The organism is Klebsiella sp. RC2 (assembly GCF_014192815.1).
In the GTDB taxonomy this organism is placed as follows: domain Bacteria; phylum Pseudomonadota; class Gammaproteobacteria; order Enterobacterales; family Enterobacteriaceae; genus Klebsiella; species Klebsiella variicola.
On record NZ_JACHYL010000002.1, the window covers coordinates 404,114 to 419,385 of the forward strand.

The window sequence follows — 15,272 nt, forward strand, 5'->3', positions numbered from 1 at the left end:
CATTCGGGCCGTCGATAGTCCACAACCGGCACCGACCATGACTTTTTTGTTAATCCCGCATTTTGTCTACCCACCCCATCGCGCATTCGTGTATATTTATGCATTAATAAAGCATATTAAATAAACAGAAAGCCCCTCAAGCCATGAATATGACTAATAAAGCGCTATTCATGCAGAACGATCGACTTTCGCTTTACGCCAGGAAACCACACTTCTCATGAAGACAACATCATCGCAACCGCGGGCGATTTACTACGTCGTGGCGCTGCAAATCTGGGAATATTTTAGCTTCTACGGCATGCGCGCCCTGCTGATCCTCTATCTCACCAATCAGCTCAAATATGACGATAACCACGCCTATGCCCTGTTCAGCGCCTACTGTTCGCTGGTCTATGTCACGCCGATCCTCGGCGGCTATCTGGCCGATAAGCTGTTAGGCAACCGGATGGCGGTCATGCTCGGCGCGCTGCTGATGGCCATTGGCCATCTGGTGCTCGGAGCCAGCGAAACCGCCCCAGTCTTCCTCTACCTGTCGCTGGCGATCATCGTCTGCGGCTACGGGTTGTTTAAATCCAACGTCAGCTGTCTGCTGGGCGAACTCTACGAACCTGCCGATCCGCGTCGCGACGGCGGCTTCTCGCTGATGTATGCCGCGGGCAATATCGGCTCGATTATCGCGCCGATCGCCTGCGGCTACGTACAGGAGGAGTATAGCTGGGCGATGGGCTTTGCCCTGGCGGCCATCGGCATGGTGGCGGGACTGGTGATTTTTCTCTGCGGCAACCGTCACTTCCAGCATACTGCCGGCGTCAACCGCCAGGCGCTGTGCGCGCGCCGCTTCCTGCTGCCGAACTGGGGCTGGCTGCTGGTGCTGCTGGTTACCGCCCCGTTGCTGATCGCCGTGCTGTTCTGGCAGGAGTGGTCAGTGTATGCCCTGATCGTGGCCACCGTTATCGGCCTGGCGGTGCTGGCGCGGATCTACCTGCGCGCTGAAACCGATAAACAGCGTAAGGATCTGCGCCTGATCGTCGTCCTCACCGCGTTTAGCCTGCTGTTCTGGGCCTTCGCCCAGCAGGGCGGGAGCTCCATCAGCCTGTATATTGACCGCTTCGTTAATCGCCATATCATGAGCTACGAAGTCCCTACCGCCATGTTCCAGTCGGTCAACGCCTTCGCGGTGATGCTCTGCGGGATGGTGCTGGCGTGGCTGGTGAAAGAGAGCGTCGGTGGCAATCGCACCGTGCGCATCTGGGGGAAATTTGCCCTCGGTCTGGGCCTGATGAGCGCCGGGTTCTGCATCCTGACCCTCAGCGCCCGCTGGTCCGCGGCCTATGGCCAGTCGTCCATGCCGCTGATGGTGCTGGGGCTGGCGGTGATGGGTTTTGCCGAACTGTTTATCGACCCGGTCGCCATGTCGCAAATCACCCGCATTGAGATCCCGGGGGTCACCGGGGTGCTGACCGGTATCTATATGCTGCTCTCCGGGGCCATCGCCAACTATCTGGCCGGCGTCATCGCCGACCAGACCTCGCAGGCGTCCTTCGACGCCGCCGGGGCAGTGAACTACTCCATTGACGCCTACATCAAGGTCTTCAGCCAGATCACCTGGGGCGCGCTGGCCTGTGTCGGCGTGGTGCTGGTCATCTGGCTGTATCACTCGCTGAAGGTCAGGACCGGCCGTCTGGCGGTGGAGTAATTCCTTTTCTGGCGGCCTCCCAGGCCGCCAGCGTCTCCTGCCGCGCCTGTTTGTGATCGACTATCGGGCGCGGATAATCCAGTTTGATCCCCTGTTTATCCGCCCACGCCCACGGCTGATGCAGCGCCTTCTCCGGCACCTTTGCCAGCTCAGGCAGCCAGCGACGCATAAACACCCCCTGCTTATCAAACTTCTCGCCCTGGGTGGTGGGGTTAAATATGCGGAAATAGGGCGCGGCGTCGGTGCCTGTCGAGGCCGCCCACTGCCAGCCGCCGTTGTTCGCCGCCAGGTCGCCATCAATCAGTTGACTCATGAAGTAGCGCTCCCCTGCCCGCCAGTCGAGGCGCAGATCTTTCGTCAGGAAGCTGGCGACAATCATGCGCAACCGGTTATGCATCCAGCCGGTGGCGTTAAGCTGGCGCATCGCGGCATCGACTATCGGAAAGCCGGTCTCCCCGCGCTGCCAGGCCTGCAGGGCGGCGTCATCTTCACGCCAGGCGACCTTATCAGTCCATGCGATAAACGGGCGTCCTTTACAGAGTTTCGGATAGTAGACCATCAGATGGCGGTAAAACTCGCGCCAGATCAGCTCATTAAGCCAGGTTGCGCCTGCCCCGCCGTCCAGCGCGGCGGGGTGTTCCGTCAGCAGACGATGCAGGCACTGGCGCGGTGACAACACCCCGGTAGCCAGGCAGGGCGACAGGCGACTGGTCCCTTCCACGGCGGGGAAGTCACGCTGCCCCTCATACTCCGCCGCCGGTTGCTGACAAAACGCGCGCAGCCGCGCCAGCGCCGTTTTTTCATCCGCGGCAAACAGCAGCCCATCGAACGGCGTTTGCGGGTAGTTGAGCTCAGGCAGCGGCGGCGCCTGGCGGGCAGGCGCCTGGCGCGGCTTCGGCGCCGCCACGCACGCCGGGAGCCCGTCCCGCAGACGGCGAATAAACGCATTCTTAAACGGCGTGAAAACTTTATACATTTCGCCGCTGCCGGTCATGACGCTGCCGGGCGGCAACAGGACGCTGTCGTCAAAGCCCTGGCAAATGACATCGCGCAAGGTGTTCTCAACGGCGGCATCGCGCTGACGTTCATTGAATTCGTACTGATAGTTGTAGAACAGGTGACTGACCTGGTGCTGCTGGCAGAAATGGGCCAGCCGTTCGACGCTGGCGGTAAAATCATCCGCCTCTTCGACCCACAGCGGTATGCCCCGTTCCGCCAGCGCGGTGTGCAGACTGTGCAAATGGCTGACGATAAACGCGGCCTGCCGCGGCGCCAGGTGATGCTCACGCCACTGCCCCGGGGTGGCGATATACAGCGCCAGCACCTGCGCCTGCGGATCCCGGCAGGCGGCGGCCAGCGCCAGGTTATCGTGAATGCGTAAATCCGTGCGTAACCAGACCAGATGGGTGGCCATATAACTCCTCGATATCCGTCAGCAAAACTCATCTCATGATATAAGCCGGAAAAAATAGCGCGCTCCGGCAAAATAAGCACCTGCCAATTCCACTGCGGTGCATGAAAACGAGTGTAGACAAGCGACGAAAAAAAACCGCCGGGGGCAACCGGCGGTTTTCTTGTCTTCGTCGCAGCAGGACGGATTAATAGAAATCGTGAGCGGCTTTTTCCGCCTGCGCCATCCACACCGGCTGCTCGCTGGTTTTCGACCACACCCGGTGCAGCCAGCTGTAATAGCGGGCGCGATCTTTCCAGAACAGCATCACCGGCAGCGCCGCGACGCCAGCCACGACGGCGAAAGCACGACGCAGCAAAATAATATGAGCAGGATAAGCTTTGTACAACGCCATCATTTCTCTCCCCTTTGTCAGGCCGGCAAGCAGCGCCGGTAAAATTAATCATGTTTGTCTGAGCAAAATAATACCGCTCTGGTTGTAATTTTACTACTCATCCGACCACTAAAAAGCACGTATTTATACTTAATTTACATTCACCACGTAAATTAGTTACAAAAAAGTTAAATTAATACTAACCATCAGTTAAATTGTGCCTTTGTCATTTTTATACTTTTTTTACACCGCGCCCGCCGATTTTTGCGAAATCTTTGCGCCGTAATTTCTATTCTCCCGGTAAATCAAAAAAGACACCCGGAGGTGGATTGTGACTGCAGGCGTACTCACTGGCGTTGGGCTGGTGTTCCTGTTACTGGCTTATCTGGTTTATGCCTTGATACACGCGGAGGCATTCTGATGGCTGCCCAGGGATTTTTATTATTAGCCAGCTACCTGCTGGTGTTGCTGGTGCTGGCGCGCCCGCTGGGGACGTGTCTGGCGAGGATGGTGAACGATATCCCGCTTCCCGGCCTGGCCGGCGTCGAGCGCGTCCTGTGGCGCGTGGCCGGGATCCGCGCCGAGGAGATGGGCTGGCTGCAGTATTTGCTGGCGATCCTGCTGTTTAACGCCCTCGGCGGCCTGGCCCTGTTTGCCCTGCTGATGCTCCAGGGCGTGTTGCCGTTTAACCCGCAGCATCTGCCGGGATTGTCATGGGATCTGGCGCTCAACACGGCGGTCAGCTTTGTCAGTAATACCAACTGGCAGGCTTACGCCGGCGAAAGCACCATGAGCTATCTCAGCCAGATGGTCGGCCTGACGGTGCAGAATTTCCTCTCTGCCGCCACCGGGATCGCCGTGGTATTCGCCCTGACCCGCGCCTTCGCCCGGCAGAAAATGTCCGCCCTTGGCAATGCCTGGGTCGACCTGACGCGCATTACCCTGTGGCTGCTGCTGCCGCTCTCCCTGCTGGTGGCCCTGTTCTTTATTCAGCAGGGTGTGCCGCAGAATCTGCTGGCCTACCAGCCCTTTACCACCCTCGAAGGGGCGCACCAGCTGTTGCCGATGGGGCCTGTCGCCTCGCAGGAAGCGATTAAGCTGCTGGGCACCAACGGCGGCGGTTTCTTTAACGCCAACTCCGCTCACCCGTTTGAAAACCCGACCGCGCTGACCAATCTCGTGCAGATGCTGGCAATCTTCCTGATCCCGGCAGCACTGTGCTTCGCCTTCGGCGAGGTAGTGAGCGATCGCCGCCAGGGGCGCGCCATCCTGTGGGCAATGACGCTGATCTTTATCCTCTGCGTCGCCGTGGTGATGTGGGCGGAAACTCGCGGCAACCCCCACCTGCTGACGCTGGGCGCTGACAGTAGCCTGAATATGGAAGGTAAAGAGAGTCGCTTCGGTATTCTCGCCAGCAGTCTGTTCGCGGTGATCACCACTGCCGCCTCCTGCGGCGCGGTCAATGCCATGCATGACTCCTTCACCGCGCTGGGCGGCATGGTGCCGATGTGGCTGATGCAGATTGGCGAAGTGGTGTTCGGCGGCGTCGGTTCGGGCCTGTACGGCATGCTGCTGTTCGTTATGCTGGCGGTATTTATCGCCGGGCTGATGGTCGGCCGCACTCCGGAGTATCTCGGGAAGAAAATCGATGTCCGGGAAATGAAAATGATCGCCCTCGCCATTCTGGTCACCCCGACGCTGGTGCTGCTTGGCACGGCGCTGGCGATGATGACCGACGCCGGCCGCGCCGGGATGTTCAACCCTGGACCGCACGGCTTTAGCGAAGTGCTGTACGCCGTCACCTCGGCGGCCAATAACAACGGCAGCGCCTTCGCTGGCCTGGGTGCGGCGACGCCGTTCTGGAACCTGCTGCTGGCGTTCTGCATGCTGGTCGGCCGCTTCGCCGTCATCATTCCGGTGATGGCCATCGCCGGCTCGCTGGTGGCGAAGAAAATTCAACCGGCCAGCCCCGGCACCCTGGCCACCCACGACGCCCTGTTTATCGGTTTACTGATCGGCACCGTGCTGCTGGTGGGCGCCCTGACCTTTATTCCTGCGCTGGCGCTTGGCCCGCTGGCTGAACACTTTTCCTTACTTTGAGCGATGCGGAGCACCCTGTTATGAGTCGCAAACAATTAGCCCTGCTGGAGCCGACGCTGGTGCGCCAAGCGCTGCTGGATGCCGTGAAAAAACTCAGCCCGATGGTGCAATGGCGCAATCCGGTGATGTTTATCGTCTGGGTGGGCAGTCTGTTAACCACCCTGCTGGCGATCGCCATGGCTGGCGGCGCCCTGACCGGTAGCGCCACATTTACCGCCGCCGTCAGCATCTGGCTGTGGTTTACCGTGCTGTTCGCTAACTTTGCCGAAGCGATGGCGGAAGGCCGCAGCAAAGCCCAGGCCAACAGCCTGAAAGGGGTGAAAAAAACGGCCTTCGCCCGCAAACTGCGCGCCCCGCAGCATGACGCGACGGTCGACCACGTGCCGGCGGAAGACCTGCGCAAAGGCGACGTGGTGCTGGTGGAAGCCGGGGATATTATCCCCTGCGATGGCGAAGTCATCGAAGGCGGCGCCTCGGTGGACGAAAGCGCCATTACCGGCGAGTCTGCCCCGGTGATCCGTGAATCCGGTGGCGATTTTGCCTCGGTGACCGGCGGGACACGCATTCTCTCCGACTGGCTGGTGATCCGCTGCAGCGTGAACCCGGGAGAAACCTTCCTCGACCGGATGATCGCCATGGTGGAAGGCGCCCAGCGCCGTAAAACGCCGAACGAGATCGCCCTGACGATCCTGCTGATCGCCCTGACGCTGGTGTTCCTGCTGGCCACCGCCACCATCTGGCCCTTCTCGGCGTGGAGCGGCAATGCGGTCAGCGTTACCGTGCTGGTCGCCCTGCTGGTGTGCCTGATCCCGACCACCATCGGCGGGCTGCTGTCGGCCATCGGCGTCGCCGGGATGAGTCGTATGCTCGGCGCCAACGTCATCGCCACCAGTGGCCGCGCGGTGGAGGCCGCTGGCGACGTCGATGTCCTGCTGCTGGATAAAACCGGGACCATTACCCTCGGCAACCGTCAGGCTTCCGCCTTCCTGCCGGCGCGCGGCGTGGAAGAGCGAACCCTCGCCGACGCCGCCCAGCTCTCCTCGCTGGCGGATGAAACCCCTGAGGGGCGCAGCATCGTGGTGCTGGCGAAACAGCGCTTTAACCTGCGCGAACGCGATCTGCAGTCGCTGCACGCCACCTTTGTCCCTTTTACCGCGCAAACGCGGATGAGCGGCATCAATATCGATCAACGCATGATCCGCAAAGGGTCGGTGGACGCCATTCGCCGCCACGTGGAGGCCAATGGAGGCCACTTCCCTGCCGATGTCGATAAGCAGGTGGAAGAGGTCGCCCGCCAGGGGGCCACGCCGCTGGTGGTCGCCGAAGGGGAAAAGGTGCTGGGGATTATTTCGCTCAAAGATATCGTTAAAGGCGGTATCAAAGAACGTTTCGCCCAGCTGCGCAAAATGGGCATTAAAACGGTGATGATCACCGGCGATAACCGCCTGACCGCCGCGGCGATCGCCGCCGAGGCCGGGGTCGATGATTTCCTCGCCGAAGCGACGCCGGAAGCCAAGCTGGCGTTGATCCGCCAGTATCAGTCGGAAGGTCGGCTGGTGGCGATGACCGGCGACGGCACCAACGATGCGCCCGCGCTGGCTCAGGCCGACGTGGCGGTGGCCATGAACTCCGGCACCCAGGCGGCGAAGGAAGCAGGCAACATGGTCGACCTGGATTCCAACCCCACCAAGCTGATTGAGGTGGTCCATATCGGCAAACAGATGTTAATGACGCGCGGCTCGCTGACTACCTTCAGTATTGCCAACGACGTGGCGAAATATTTCGCCATTATTCCGGCGGCATTTGCCGCGGTCTATCCCCAGCTGGCCATGCTGAACGTGATGGGCCTGCATTCACCGTCGTCAGCGATCCTCAGCGCCGTTATCTTTAACGCGCTGATCATCGTCTTCCTGATCCCGCTGGCCCTGAAAGGCGTGAGCTATCGCCCACTCTCCGCCTCGGCGATGCTGCGCCGCAACCTGTGGATCTACGGCCTCGGCGGTCTGCTGGTGCCCTTTATCGGTATTAAAGCCATCGACCTGCTGCTGACCCTGAGCGGTCTGGTGTGAGGAAAAAACTATGTCATTGATTCGTCCAGCACTTGTGCTATTTATTCTGTTAACGCTGCTTACCGGCGGCGTCTATCCTCTGCTGACCACCAGCCTGGGACAATGGTGGTTTAACTCACAGGCCAACGGCTCGCTGATCCGCCTGAACGGTGAGGTGCGCGGCTCCGGACTGATTGGCCAGAACTATACTGCCGCAGGCTATTTCCAGGGCCGCCCGTCGGCCACCGCTGAGACGGCGGATAATCCCATGGCGTCAGGCGGCAGCAACCTTGCCGCCAGCAACCCGGCGCTGGATAAAGCGGTGAGCGAGCGCGTACAGGCCCTGCGCGCCGCGAACCCGGACGCCGACCCGCGGGTGCCGGTCGAGCTGGTCACCACCTCGGCGAGCGGTCTCGATAACAACCTGACCCCGGCCGCCGCGCTGTGGCAGGTCCCCCGGGTGGCTAAAGCGCGCCAGCTGAGCGTTGAGCAGGTAAGCCAGCTGGTGAACCAGGCCACACAAACCCCGCTGCTGAGCTTCCTTGGTCAGCCGGTGGTCAATATACTGCAACTCAATATGGCGCTGGATGCCCTGAAGGATAAGTAAATGAGTGACGAGCCGCTGCGCCCGGACCCTGACCGCCTGCTGCAGCACACCGCCGCCCCGCATCGCGGCAAACTGAAAGTGTTCTTCGGCGCCTGCGCCGGGGTGGGGAAAACCTGGGCGATGCTGGCGGAAGCGCAGCGGCTGCGCGCCCAGGGGCTGGATATTCTGATTGGCGTGGCGGAGACCCACGGCCGAAAAGAGACCGCTGCGATGCTGGAGGGCCTGAGCACCCTGCCGCCGCGGCGGCTCGCTCATCGCGGGCGGTACGTGTATGAGTTCGATCTCGACGCCGCCCTCGCCCGCCGTCCGGCGCTGATTCTGGTGGATGAGCTGGCGCACAGCAATGCGCCCGGCTCCCGCCATCCGAAGCGCTGGCAGGATGTGGATGAACTGCTGGAGGCCGGAATTGATGTCTTTACCACCGTCAACGTCCAGCATCTGGAAAGCCTGAACGACGTCGTCAGCGGGATCACCGGCGTGCAGGTGCGGGAGACCGTTCCCGACCCCTTCTTTGACGCCGCGGACGACGTGGTGCTGGTGGACCTCCCCCCTGACGATCTGCGCCAGCGGCTCAATGAGGGCAAAGTCTATATCGGCGGCCAGGCCGAGCGCGCCATCGAAAACTTTTTCCGCAAGGGCAATCTGATTGCGCTGCGCGAGCTGGCTCTGCGCCGCACCGCCGACCGCGTCGATGAACAGATGCGCGCCTGGCGCGACCGCCAGGGCCAGGAGAAAGTCTGGCACACCCGCGATGCGATCCTGCTCTGTATCGGGCACAACACCGGCAGCGAAAAGCTGGTGCGCGCCGCCGCCCGGCTCGCCGCCCGCCTGGGCAGCGTCTGGCATGCAGTGTATGTCGAGACCCCTTCCCTGCACCGCCTGCCGGAAGCCCGGCGGCGGGCTATTCTCGCCGCGCTGCGTCTGGCCCAGGAGCTGGGCGCCGAAACCGCCACCCTCTCCGACCCGTCGGAAGAGAAAGCGGTCCTCCATTACGCCCGCGAGCATAACCTCGGCAAAATCGTCATCGGCCGCCAGCGCAAACGCCGCTGGTGGGATCGCAGCGGCTTCGCCGACCGTCTGGCTCGCCATGCGCCGGACCTCGATCTGGTGGTGATCGCCCTCGATGAAAAACCGTCCCCTCTCCCTGCCCGGGCCAACGACAGCCGTACGGCGCTGGAAAAGTGGCGCCTGCAGCTGCAGGGCTGCGCGGTGGCGGTGGCGCTATGCGCCATCATTACCCTGGTGGCCATGCAGTGGTTGATGGCCTTCGAAGCCGCCAACCTGGTGATGCTCTATCTGCTGGGGGTGGTGATCATCGCCCTGGTCTATGGCCGCTGGCCGTCGGTGCTGGCGACGGTGATCAACGTTATCAGCTTCGATCTGTTTTTTGTCGCCCCGCGCGGGACGCTGGCGGTGTCAGATGTCCAGTATCTGCTCACCTTCGGCGTGATGCTCACTGTGGGCCTGCTTATCGGTAACCTCACCGCTGGCGTACGCTACCAGGCGCGGGTGGCGCGCTACCGTGAACGCCGTACCCGCCACCTGTATGAGATGTCTAAAGCACTGGCGGTGGGTCGTAGCCAGCAGGATATCGCCACCACCAGCGAGCGCTTCATCGCCTCCACCTTTCAGGCCCGCAGCCAGTTGCTGCTGCCGGACGCCCAGGGAAAACTGCTGCCCTTAACCCACCAGCCAGGGCTGACCCCATGGGATGACGCCATCGCCCGCTGGAGCTTTGATAAGGGGCAGCCTGCCGGCGCCGGCACCGATACCCTGCCCGGCGTGCCGTACCAAATTTTACCGCTGAAGAGCGCCGCCCGCACCTGGGGGCTATTGGTGGTGGAGCCGGAGAATCTGCGCCAGCTGATGATCCCGGAGCAGCAGCGGTTGCTGGAGACCTTTACCCTGCTGGTGGCCAGCGCCCTGGAGCGCCTCACCCTGACCGCCAGCGAAGAGCAGGCCCGGCTGACCAGCGAGCGGGAAAGCCTGCGTAACTCGCTGCTCGCCGCCCTGTCGCACGATCTGCGTACTCCGCTGACCGTGCTGTTTGGCCAGGCGGAAATTCTGACCCTCGATCTGGCCAGCGAAGGTTCAAAGCATGCTCCGCAGGCCAATGAAATTCGCCAGCATGTGCTCAACACCACCCGTCTGGTGAACAATCTGCTGGATATGGCGCGGATCCAGTCCGGCGGCTTTAATCTGCATAAGGAGTGGCTGACGCTGGAGGAAGTGCTCGGCAGCGCGCTACGCATGCTCGAACCGAGCCTCGGCGGCCAGCACATTCAGTTGGATCTCCCCGATCCCCTCCAGCTGGTGCATGTCGACGGGCCGCTGTTCGAGCGGGTGCTGATCAACCTGCTGGAAAATGCCCATAAGTATGCCGGCGCCCGGGCGAACATCGGCATCCGCGCCGAAGCGGACGCCCGGCAGCTGTCGCTGGAGGTATGGGATAACGGTCCGGGGATCCCGGCAGGCCAGGAACAGGCTATCTTTGATAAATTCGCCCGCGGCAACAAAGAGTCGGCGATCCCTGGCGTCGGGCTGGGCCTTGCCATCTGTCAGGCCATCGTCGACGTTCACGGCGGGACCATCTCCGCCAGCAACCGGCCCGAGGGCGGTGCCTCATTCCGTGTTACACTGCCGGGAGAAACGCCCCCTGAACTGGAAGAGCTACCTGAGGAATTGTGATTAACGTTCTGATTATCGAAGACGAACACGCTATCCGACGCTTTCTGCGCACCGCGCTGGAAGCCGACGGCATGCGCGTATTTGAAGCGGAAACCCTGCAGCGTGGGCTGATTGAAGCCGCTACCCGTAAGCCCGACCTCGCGATCCTCGATCTGGGCCTGCCGGATGGTGACGGCATTGATTTTATTCGCGACCTGCGTCAGTGGAGCCAGATGCCGATTATCGTCCTGTCAGCGCGTAGCGAAGAGCATGACAAAATTGCCGCCCTGGATGCCGGCGCCGATGACTACTTAAGTAAACCCTTTGGCATCGGCGAGCTGCAGGCTCGCCTGCGCGTCGCGCTGCGTCGCCACGGCGCGGCGCAGGCCGATGAGCCAGTGGTGCGCTTCGCTGACCTGGAGGTCAATATCCCCGCCCGCCGCATCCTGCGCGGCAGCGAAGAGATCCACCTGACGCCCATCGAGTTTCGCCTGCTGGCGGCGCTGTTGAATAATCCCGGCAAAGTGCTTACCCAGCGCCAGTTGCTGAATCAGGTGTGGGGGCCTAACGCCGTGGAGCACAGCCACTATCTGCGGATCTATATGGGTCATTTGCGACAAAAGCTGGAGGCCGATCCGGCACGGCCGCAGCATTTGCTGACTGAAACCGGCATTGGCTATCGCTTTATGCCCTGAGCCCCGCCTCTGCAGTACCAGAGGCTGGCGATTTTCAGCCCTTCAGAGAGCAGCAGAAAACCGGCCAGGATCGCTACATGCATGACGCCGGCAGCCTGAATCAGCCACAGACCCAGCGACAGCGAAGGCTGCATAAACACCAGTCTGAGCGGCGCCTGCTCCCAGGCCAGCCACAGCGCATAGCGGCTCTGACGGAAAAAAAGGATCATCGACAGCGGGATGCTGATAATCAGCAGAACATTCAGCGGATACAGCCAGACCGCCCCAGAGCCGTAAGTATGCAGCAGCTGGAGATAAGCCAGCAGGTCGTCGTAAAAAGGGAGGCGGCGGTGGGCAATATTCCACCATAAGAATTGCAGGACGAAAAAGAGATCCATCCACGCCCAGAATAAAAACAGGGACTTCCGTTGTATTTTCATCGCTATCCTTGCGAAAAAAATCAGGCCCACAAGGGGCCTGATGTTTGGCTGCGGTTACGCGTTCTTCAGCACTTCACTGACAATCTCTACCGCTTCTTTTTCAATCAGCTTGCGATGCTCTTCGCCGAGGAAGCTTTCGCAGTAGATCTTGTAGGCGTCTTCGGTGCCTGACGGACGCGCCGCGAACCAGCCGTTGTCGGTCATCACCTTCAGGCCGCCAATCGCCGCCCCGTTGCCCGGCGCCGCGGTCAGACGAGCAGTGATCGGATCGCCCGCCAGGGTGTCAGCGCTGACCATTTCCGGAGAGAGCTTGGACAGCGCCGCTTTCTGCGCGGAAGTTGCGGAAGCCTGCAGACGGTTGTAGCTCGGCGCACCGAAGCGTTCGGCCAGTTCGTTATAATGCTCCTGCGGGTTTTTCCCGGTCACCGCGGTGATTTCCGCCGCCAGCAGGCACATGATGATGCCGTCTTTATCGGTGGACCATGGCGTGCCGTCAAAGCGCAGGAAGGAGGCCCCGGCGCTCTCTTCGCCGCCGAAGCCGAAGCTGCCGTCGAACAGGCCGTCGACAAACCATTTAAAGCCCACCGGCACTTCCACCAGCTTGCGGCCCAGATCGTTCACCACGCGGTCAATCATCGCGGAGGAGACCAGCGTTTTCCCCACCGCCACCTCTTTGCCCCACTGCGGACGATGCTGGAACAGGTAGTTGATCGCTACCGCCAGGTAGTGGTTCGGGTTCATCAACCCGGCTGGGGTGACAATCCCGTGGCGGTCGTAATCCGGATCGTTAGCAAACGCCAGATCGAACTTATCGCGCAGCGCCAGCAGGCCCGCCATCGCACACTCTGAGGAGCAGTCCATACGGATGGCGCCGTCTTTATCGAGGTGCATAAAGCGGAAGGTCTGGTCAACCTGATCGTTCACAATGGTCAGATTGAGCTTGTAGTGTTCGCCAATGCGTTTCCAGTATTCGATACCGGACCCGCCCAGCGGATCGACGCCCAGCGTCAGGCCCGCTTTCTGGATCGCCGCCATGTCGACGATGTCCGCCAGCCCTTCAATGAACGGCTGCACCAGATCCTGTTCTTTAACGTGACCAGAAGCCAGCGCCGCGTCCAGAGAAATGCGTTTCACGCCCTGCAGGCCGGCGGCCAGCAGTTCGTTGGCGCGGTTTTCCACCACTTTGGTGACGTTGGTATCAGCCGGGCCGCCGTTTGGCGGGTTGTACTTGATACCACCATCTTCCGGCGGGTTGTGTGACGGGGTGATCACAATGCCGTCTGCCAGCGGACCGCCTTTTTTGTTATGCACCAGAATCGCATTGGAGACCGCCGGCGTCGGAGTGAAGCCGTTGTTTTCCTGCACGATCACGTCAACGCCGTTGGCGGTTAACACTTCCAGCACCGAAATAAACGCCGGCTCGGAAAGGGCGTGGGTATCTTTGCCGACATAGCACGGACCGGTGATCCCGTTCTTCGCACGATCTTCCGCAATGGCCTGGGCGATGGCCAGGATATGCGGTTCGTTGAAGTTGTGGCGCGCCGCGCTACCGCGATGGCCAGAGGTGCCGAATTTTACCGCATGCTCCGCATTACCGACTTTAGGCTTCAGCACGTAGTACTGAGCAGTCAGTTGGGCGACGTTAATCAAATCACTCTGTTGCGCAGGCTGCCCCGCACGTTTATCGATTGCCATTGCCTGATCCTTCTGGTGCAAATGTTAAAAAGCTAGATCGTGCCGCAAACCTTTTCAATCAGCTCCGCAGGGAACTGCATCGACTGCATGATGTGCTCAATCATGCTGCATTTACGGCCGGTATTGGTATTAGTGATAACCCACCACGGTGTACCAGGAACCTGTTTTGGTTTGGTCTGATTACCGCTTTTCAGCAGCGTACGCGCATCTTCTGCGAAGTAGACGCGCGTGCGGCCATGCAGAGACTCAGTCGCCTCGGCAAATGCTTTATTGTCCAGAGAATAGAGGGTCGTCAACACCAGCATGAAACGGTTCACCGCGCGCTTCTGCTCGGCGTATTCATCAGATAACAGCAGCTCGCGCATGGCGCGGACTTTATCTTTCGCCGGGTTAGCGGGTTTCACCTCCACGGCAGGCGCTGGCGCCAGTGCCGGCGCGGCTTTGCTGACCGGTGTAGCCGGTTGGGAAACGGCGGAAAATTTCAGCATGCGCCGTAAAATGTCGGATGCGCTCTCGCCGATATGCAGAGTGTGGCTGGCAATATAGCGATAGAGTTCATCATCAACTTCAATTGTTTTCATCTTAATCCAGTGCGATATCTTTTCTGAATACAAATCGTTGGGATTATAAGTACAAATCCCAACCGCGGATAGCGTCAAACCAGGATGGCGGTAAAACTCAGAAAACTTCTGGGTCTTGCAGCCGGATGGCAGAATGTCCAACATAATACCCTAACCCGACGGAGCGAAAAAAAGAACTTTGCCATGAAATTAAATAGCCGAGCGCAATCTGCACAGAATCCGCACAACCACTCCCCGATCGTGCTGGTCCACGGTCTGTTTGGCAGCCTGGACAACCTGGGCATCCTCGCCCGCAACCTGATCGCCGACCACGATATTGTGCAGGTCGATATGCGCAACCACGGTTTGTCGCCGCGATCGCCAGAGATGACCTACCCCGCCATGGCGCAGGATCTGCTTGATACGCTCGACGCGCACCAGATCGAGCGCGCCACCTTTATCGGCCATTCGATGGGCGGGAAAGCGGTGATGGCGTTGACCGCCCTGGCGCCGGAACGCATCAGCGGACTGGTGGCGATCGATATCGCGCCGGTGGATTATCATGTGCGCCGCCATGATGAGATCTTCGCCGCTATCCGCGCCGTCAGCGAATCCTCCGCCAGCAGCCGCCAGCAGGCGGCGCAGGTGATGCGTGAGCATCTGCGGGAAGAGGGCGTGATTCAGTTCCTGCTGAAATCTTTTGTCGACGGCGAATGGCGCTTTAACGTGCCGGTGCTGTGGGACCAGTACCCGCATATCGTCGGCTGGGAAACCATTCCGGCCTGGCCGCACCCGACGCAGTTTATTCCCGGCGGCAACTCGCCCTATGTGACCGACGCCTACCGCGACGCGCTGCTGGCGCAGTTCCCGCAGGCCCGGGCGCACGTCATCGCTGGCGCCGGACACTGGGTGCATGCCGAGAAACCCGAGGCGGTGTTACGCGCCATCCGCCGCTATCTGACGAGCATCGCCGCCTGATTGGCTAAAATATGCCCGACCGC

At 60.8% G+C, this 15,272-nt stretch carries 13 protein-coding genes; 8 read left to right on the plus strand and 5 right to left on the minus strand.

Annotated features, from left to right (window positions below; translation table 11 throughout):
- Window positions 1–217 precede the first annotated feature (217 nt).
- Entirely contained in the window at window positions 218–1,696 is a 1,479-nt protein-coding gene (locus tag FHW76_RS06830) for an MFS transporter (protein ID WP_032729679.1), read from the plus strand.
- On the opposite strand, the gene phrB is transcribed toward FHW76_RS06830, so the two are convergent.
- Both phrB and FHW76_RS06840 read right to left on the minus strand, forming a co-directional pair.
- A complete protein-coding gene (phrB, locus tag FHW76_RS06835) occupies window positions 1,668–3,110 on the minus strand; it encodes a deoxyribodipyrimidine photo-lyase (protein WP_032729677.1) in 1,443 nt (480 codons plus the stop codon). The genes FHW76_RS06830 and phrB overlap by 29 nt on opposite strands.
- 184 nt (window positions 3,111–3,294) lie before the next feature.
- Window positions 3,295–3,504 carry a DUF2517 family protein gene (locus FHW76_RS06840; RefSeq protein ID WP_004142243.1) on the minus strand — a complete coding sequence of 70 codons (210 nt, stop codon included), beginning with the start codon at window positions 3,502–3,504 and terminating at the stop codon, window positions 3,295–3,297.
- 307 nt (window positions 3,505–3,811) lie between these two features.
- Between FHW76_RS06840 and kdpF the strand changes: the two genes are divergently transcribed.
- The 6 genes from kdpF to kdpE are packed head-to-tail and all read left to right on the plus strand — an operon-like array spanning window position 3,812 to window position 11,597.
- Entirely contained in the window at window positions 3,812–3,901 is a 90-nt protein-coding gene (kdpF, locus tag FHW76_RS26565; RefSeq protein WP_020323459.1) for a K(+)-transporting ATPase subunit F, read from the plus strand.
- Window positions 3,901–5,580: a potassium-transporting ATPase subunit KdpA gene (gene kdpA, locus FHW76_RS06850; RefSeq protein ID WP_008805673.1), complete on the plus strand. Its 1,680-nt coding sequence runs from the start codon at window positions 3,901–3,903 to the stop codon at window positions 5,578–5,580. Before kdpF ends, kdpA begins: the two co-directional genes overlap by 1 nt.
- Window positions 5,581–5,600: 20 nt before the next feature.
- Entirely contained in the window at window positions 5,601–7,649 is a 2,049-nt protein-coding gene (gene kdpB, locus FHW76_RS06855; RefSeq protein ID WP_008805672.1) for a potassium-transporting ATPase subunit KdpB, read from the plus strand.
- Window positions 7,650–7,659: 10 nt separating this feature from the next.
- A complete protein-coding gene (gene kdpC / locus FHW76_RS06860; protein WP_012542436.1) occupies window positions 7,660–8,235 on the plus strand; it encodes a potassium-transporting ATPase subunit KdpC in 576 nt (191 codons plus the stop codon).
- Entirely contained in the window at window positions 8,236–10,923 is a 2,688-nt protein-coding gene (gene kdpD, locus FHW76_RS06865; RefSeq protein ID WP_183476500.1) for a two-component system sensor histidine kinase KdpD, read from the plus strand. It abuts the gene before it with no gap.
- Window positions 10,920–11,597, plus strand: coding sequence for a two-component system response regulator KdpE (gene kdpE / locus FHW76_RS06870; RefSeq protein WP_002894776.1), 678 nt, complete (start codon window positions 10,920–10,922; stop codon window positions 11,595–11,597). Before kdpD ends, kdpE begins: the two co-directional genes overlap by 4 nt.
- Here the strand turns inward: kdpE and FHW76_RS06875 are convergent.
- From FHW76_RS06875 to seqA, 3 genes are read right to left on the minus strand one after another with little or no spacing between them, the layout of a single operon-like run.
- Window positions 11,579–12,016: an arginine:ornithine antiporter gene (locus FHW76_RS06875; RefSeq protein WP_183476502.1), complete on the minus strand. Its 438-nt coding sequence runs from the start codon at window positions 12,014–12,016 to the stop codon at window positions 11,579–11,581. The genes kdpE and FHW76_RS06875 overlap by 19 nt on opposite strands.
- 54 nt (window positions 12,017–12,070) lie before the next feature.
- A complete protein-coding gene (pgm, locus tag FHW76_RS06880) occupies window positions 12,071–13,711 on the minus strand; it encodes a phosphoglucomutase (alpha-D-glucose-1,6-bisphosphate-dependent) (RefSeq protein WP_183476504.1) in 1,641 nt (546 codons plus the stop codon).
- Window positions 13,712–13,743: 32 nt separating this feature from the next.
- Window positions 13,744–14,292: a replication initiation negative regulator SeqA gene (seqA, locus tag FHW76_RS06885; protein WP_012542439.1), complete on the minus strand. Its 549-nt coding sequence runs from the start codon at window positions 14,290–14,292 to the stop codon at window positions 13,744–13,746.
- 183 nt (window positions 14,293–14,475) lie between these two features.
- Between seqA and ybfF the strand changes: the two genes are divergently transcribed.
- A complete protein-coding gene (ybfF, locus tag FHW76_RS06890) occupies window positions 14,476–15,249 on the plus strand; it encodes an esterase (RefSeq protein WP_064142642.1) in 774 nt (257 codons plus the stop codon).
- Window positions 15,250–15,272: the final 23 nt, after the last annotated feature.

Bases quoted from the DNA above. Each gene is read 5' to 3' on its own strand.
- FHW76_RS06830 (WP_032729679.1), top strand. From the start codon at position 218: ATGAAGACAACATCATCGCAACCGCGGGCGATTTACTACGTCGTGGCG.
- phrB (WP_032729677.1), bottom strand. From the start codon at position 3,110: ATGGCCACCCATCTGGTCTGGTTACGCACGGATTTACGCATTCACGAT.
- FHW76_RS06840 (WP_004142243.1), bottom strand. From the start codon at position 3,504: ATGATGGCGTTGTACAAAGCTTATCCTGCTCATATTATTTTGCTGCGT.
- kdpA (WP_008805673.1), top strand. From the start codon at position 3,901: ATGGCTGCCCAGGGATTTTTATTATTAGCCAGCTACCTGCTGGTGTTG.
- kdpB (WP_008805672.1), top strand. From the start codon at position 5,601: ATGAGTCGCAAACAATTAGCCCTGCTGGAGCCGACGCTGGTGCGCCAA.
- kdpC (WP_012542436.1), top strand. From the start codon at position 7,660: ATGTCATTGATTCGTCCAGCACTTGTGCTATTTATTCTGTTAACGCTG.
- kdpD (WP_183476500.1), top strand. From the start codon at position 8,236: ATGAGTGACGAGCCGCTGCGCCCGGACCCTGACCGCCTGCTGCAGCAC.
- FHW76_RS06875 (WP_183476502.1), bottom strand. From the start codon at position 12,016: ATGAAAATACAACGGAAGTCCCTGTTTTTATTCTGGGCGTGGATGGAT.
- pgm (WP_183476504.1), bottom strand. From the start codon at position 13,711: ATGGCAATCGATAAACGTGCGGGGCAGCCTGCGCAACAGAGTGATTTG.
- seqA (WP_012542439.1), bottom strand. From the start codon at position 14,292: ATGAAAACAATTGAAGTTGATGATGAACTCTATCGCTATATTGCCAGC.
- ybfF (WP_064142642.1), top strand. From the start codon at position 14,476: ATGAAATTAAATAGCCGAGCGCAATCTGCACAGAATCCGCACAACCAC.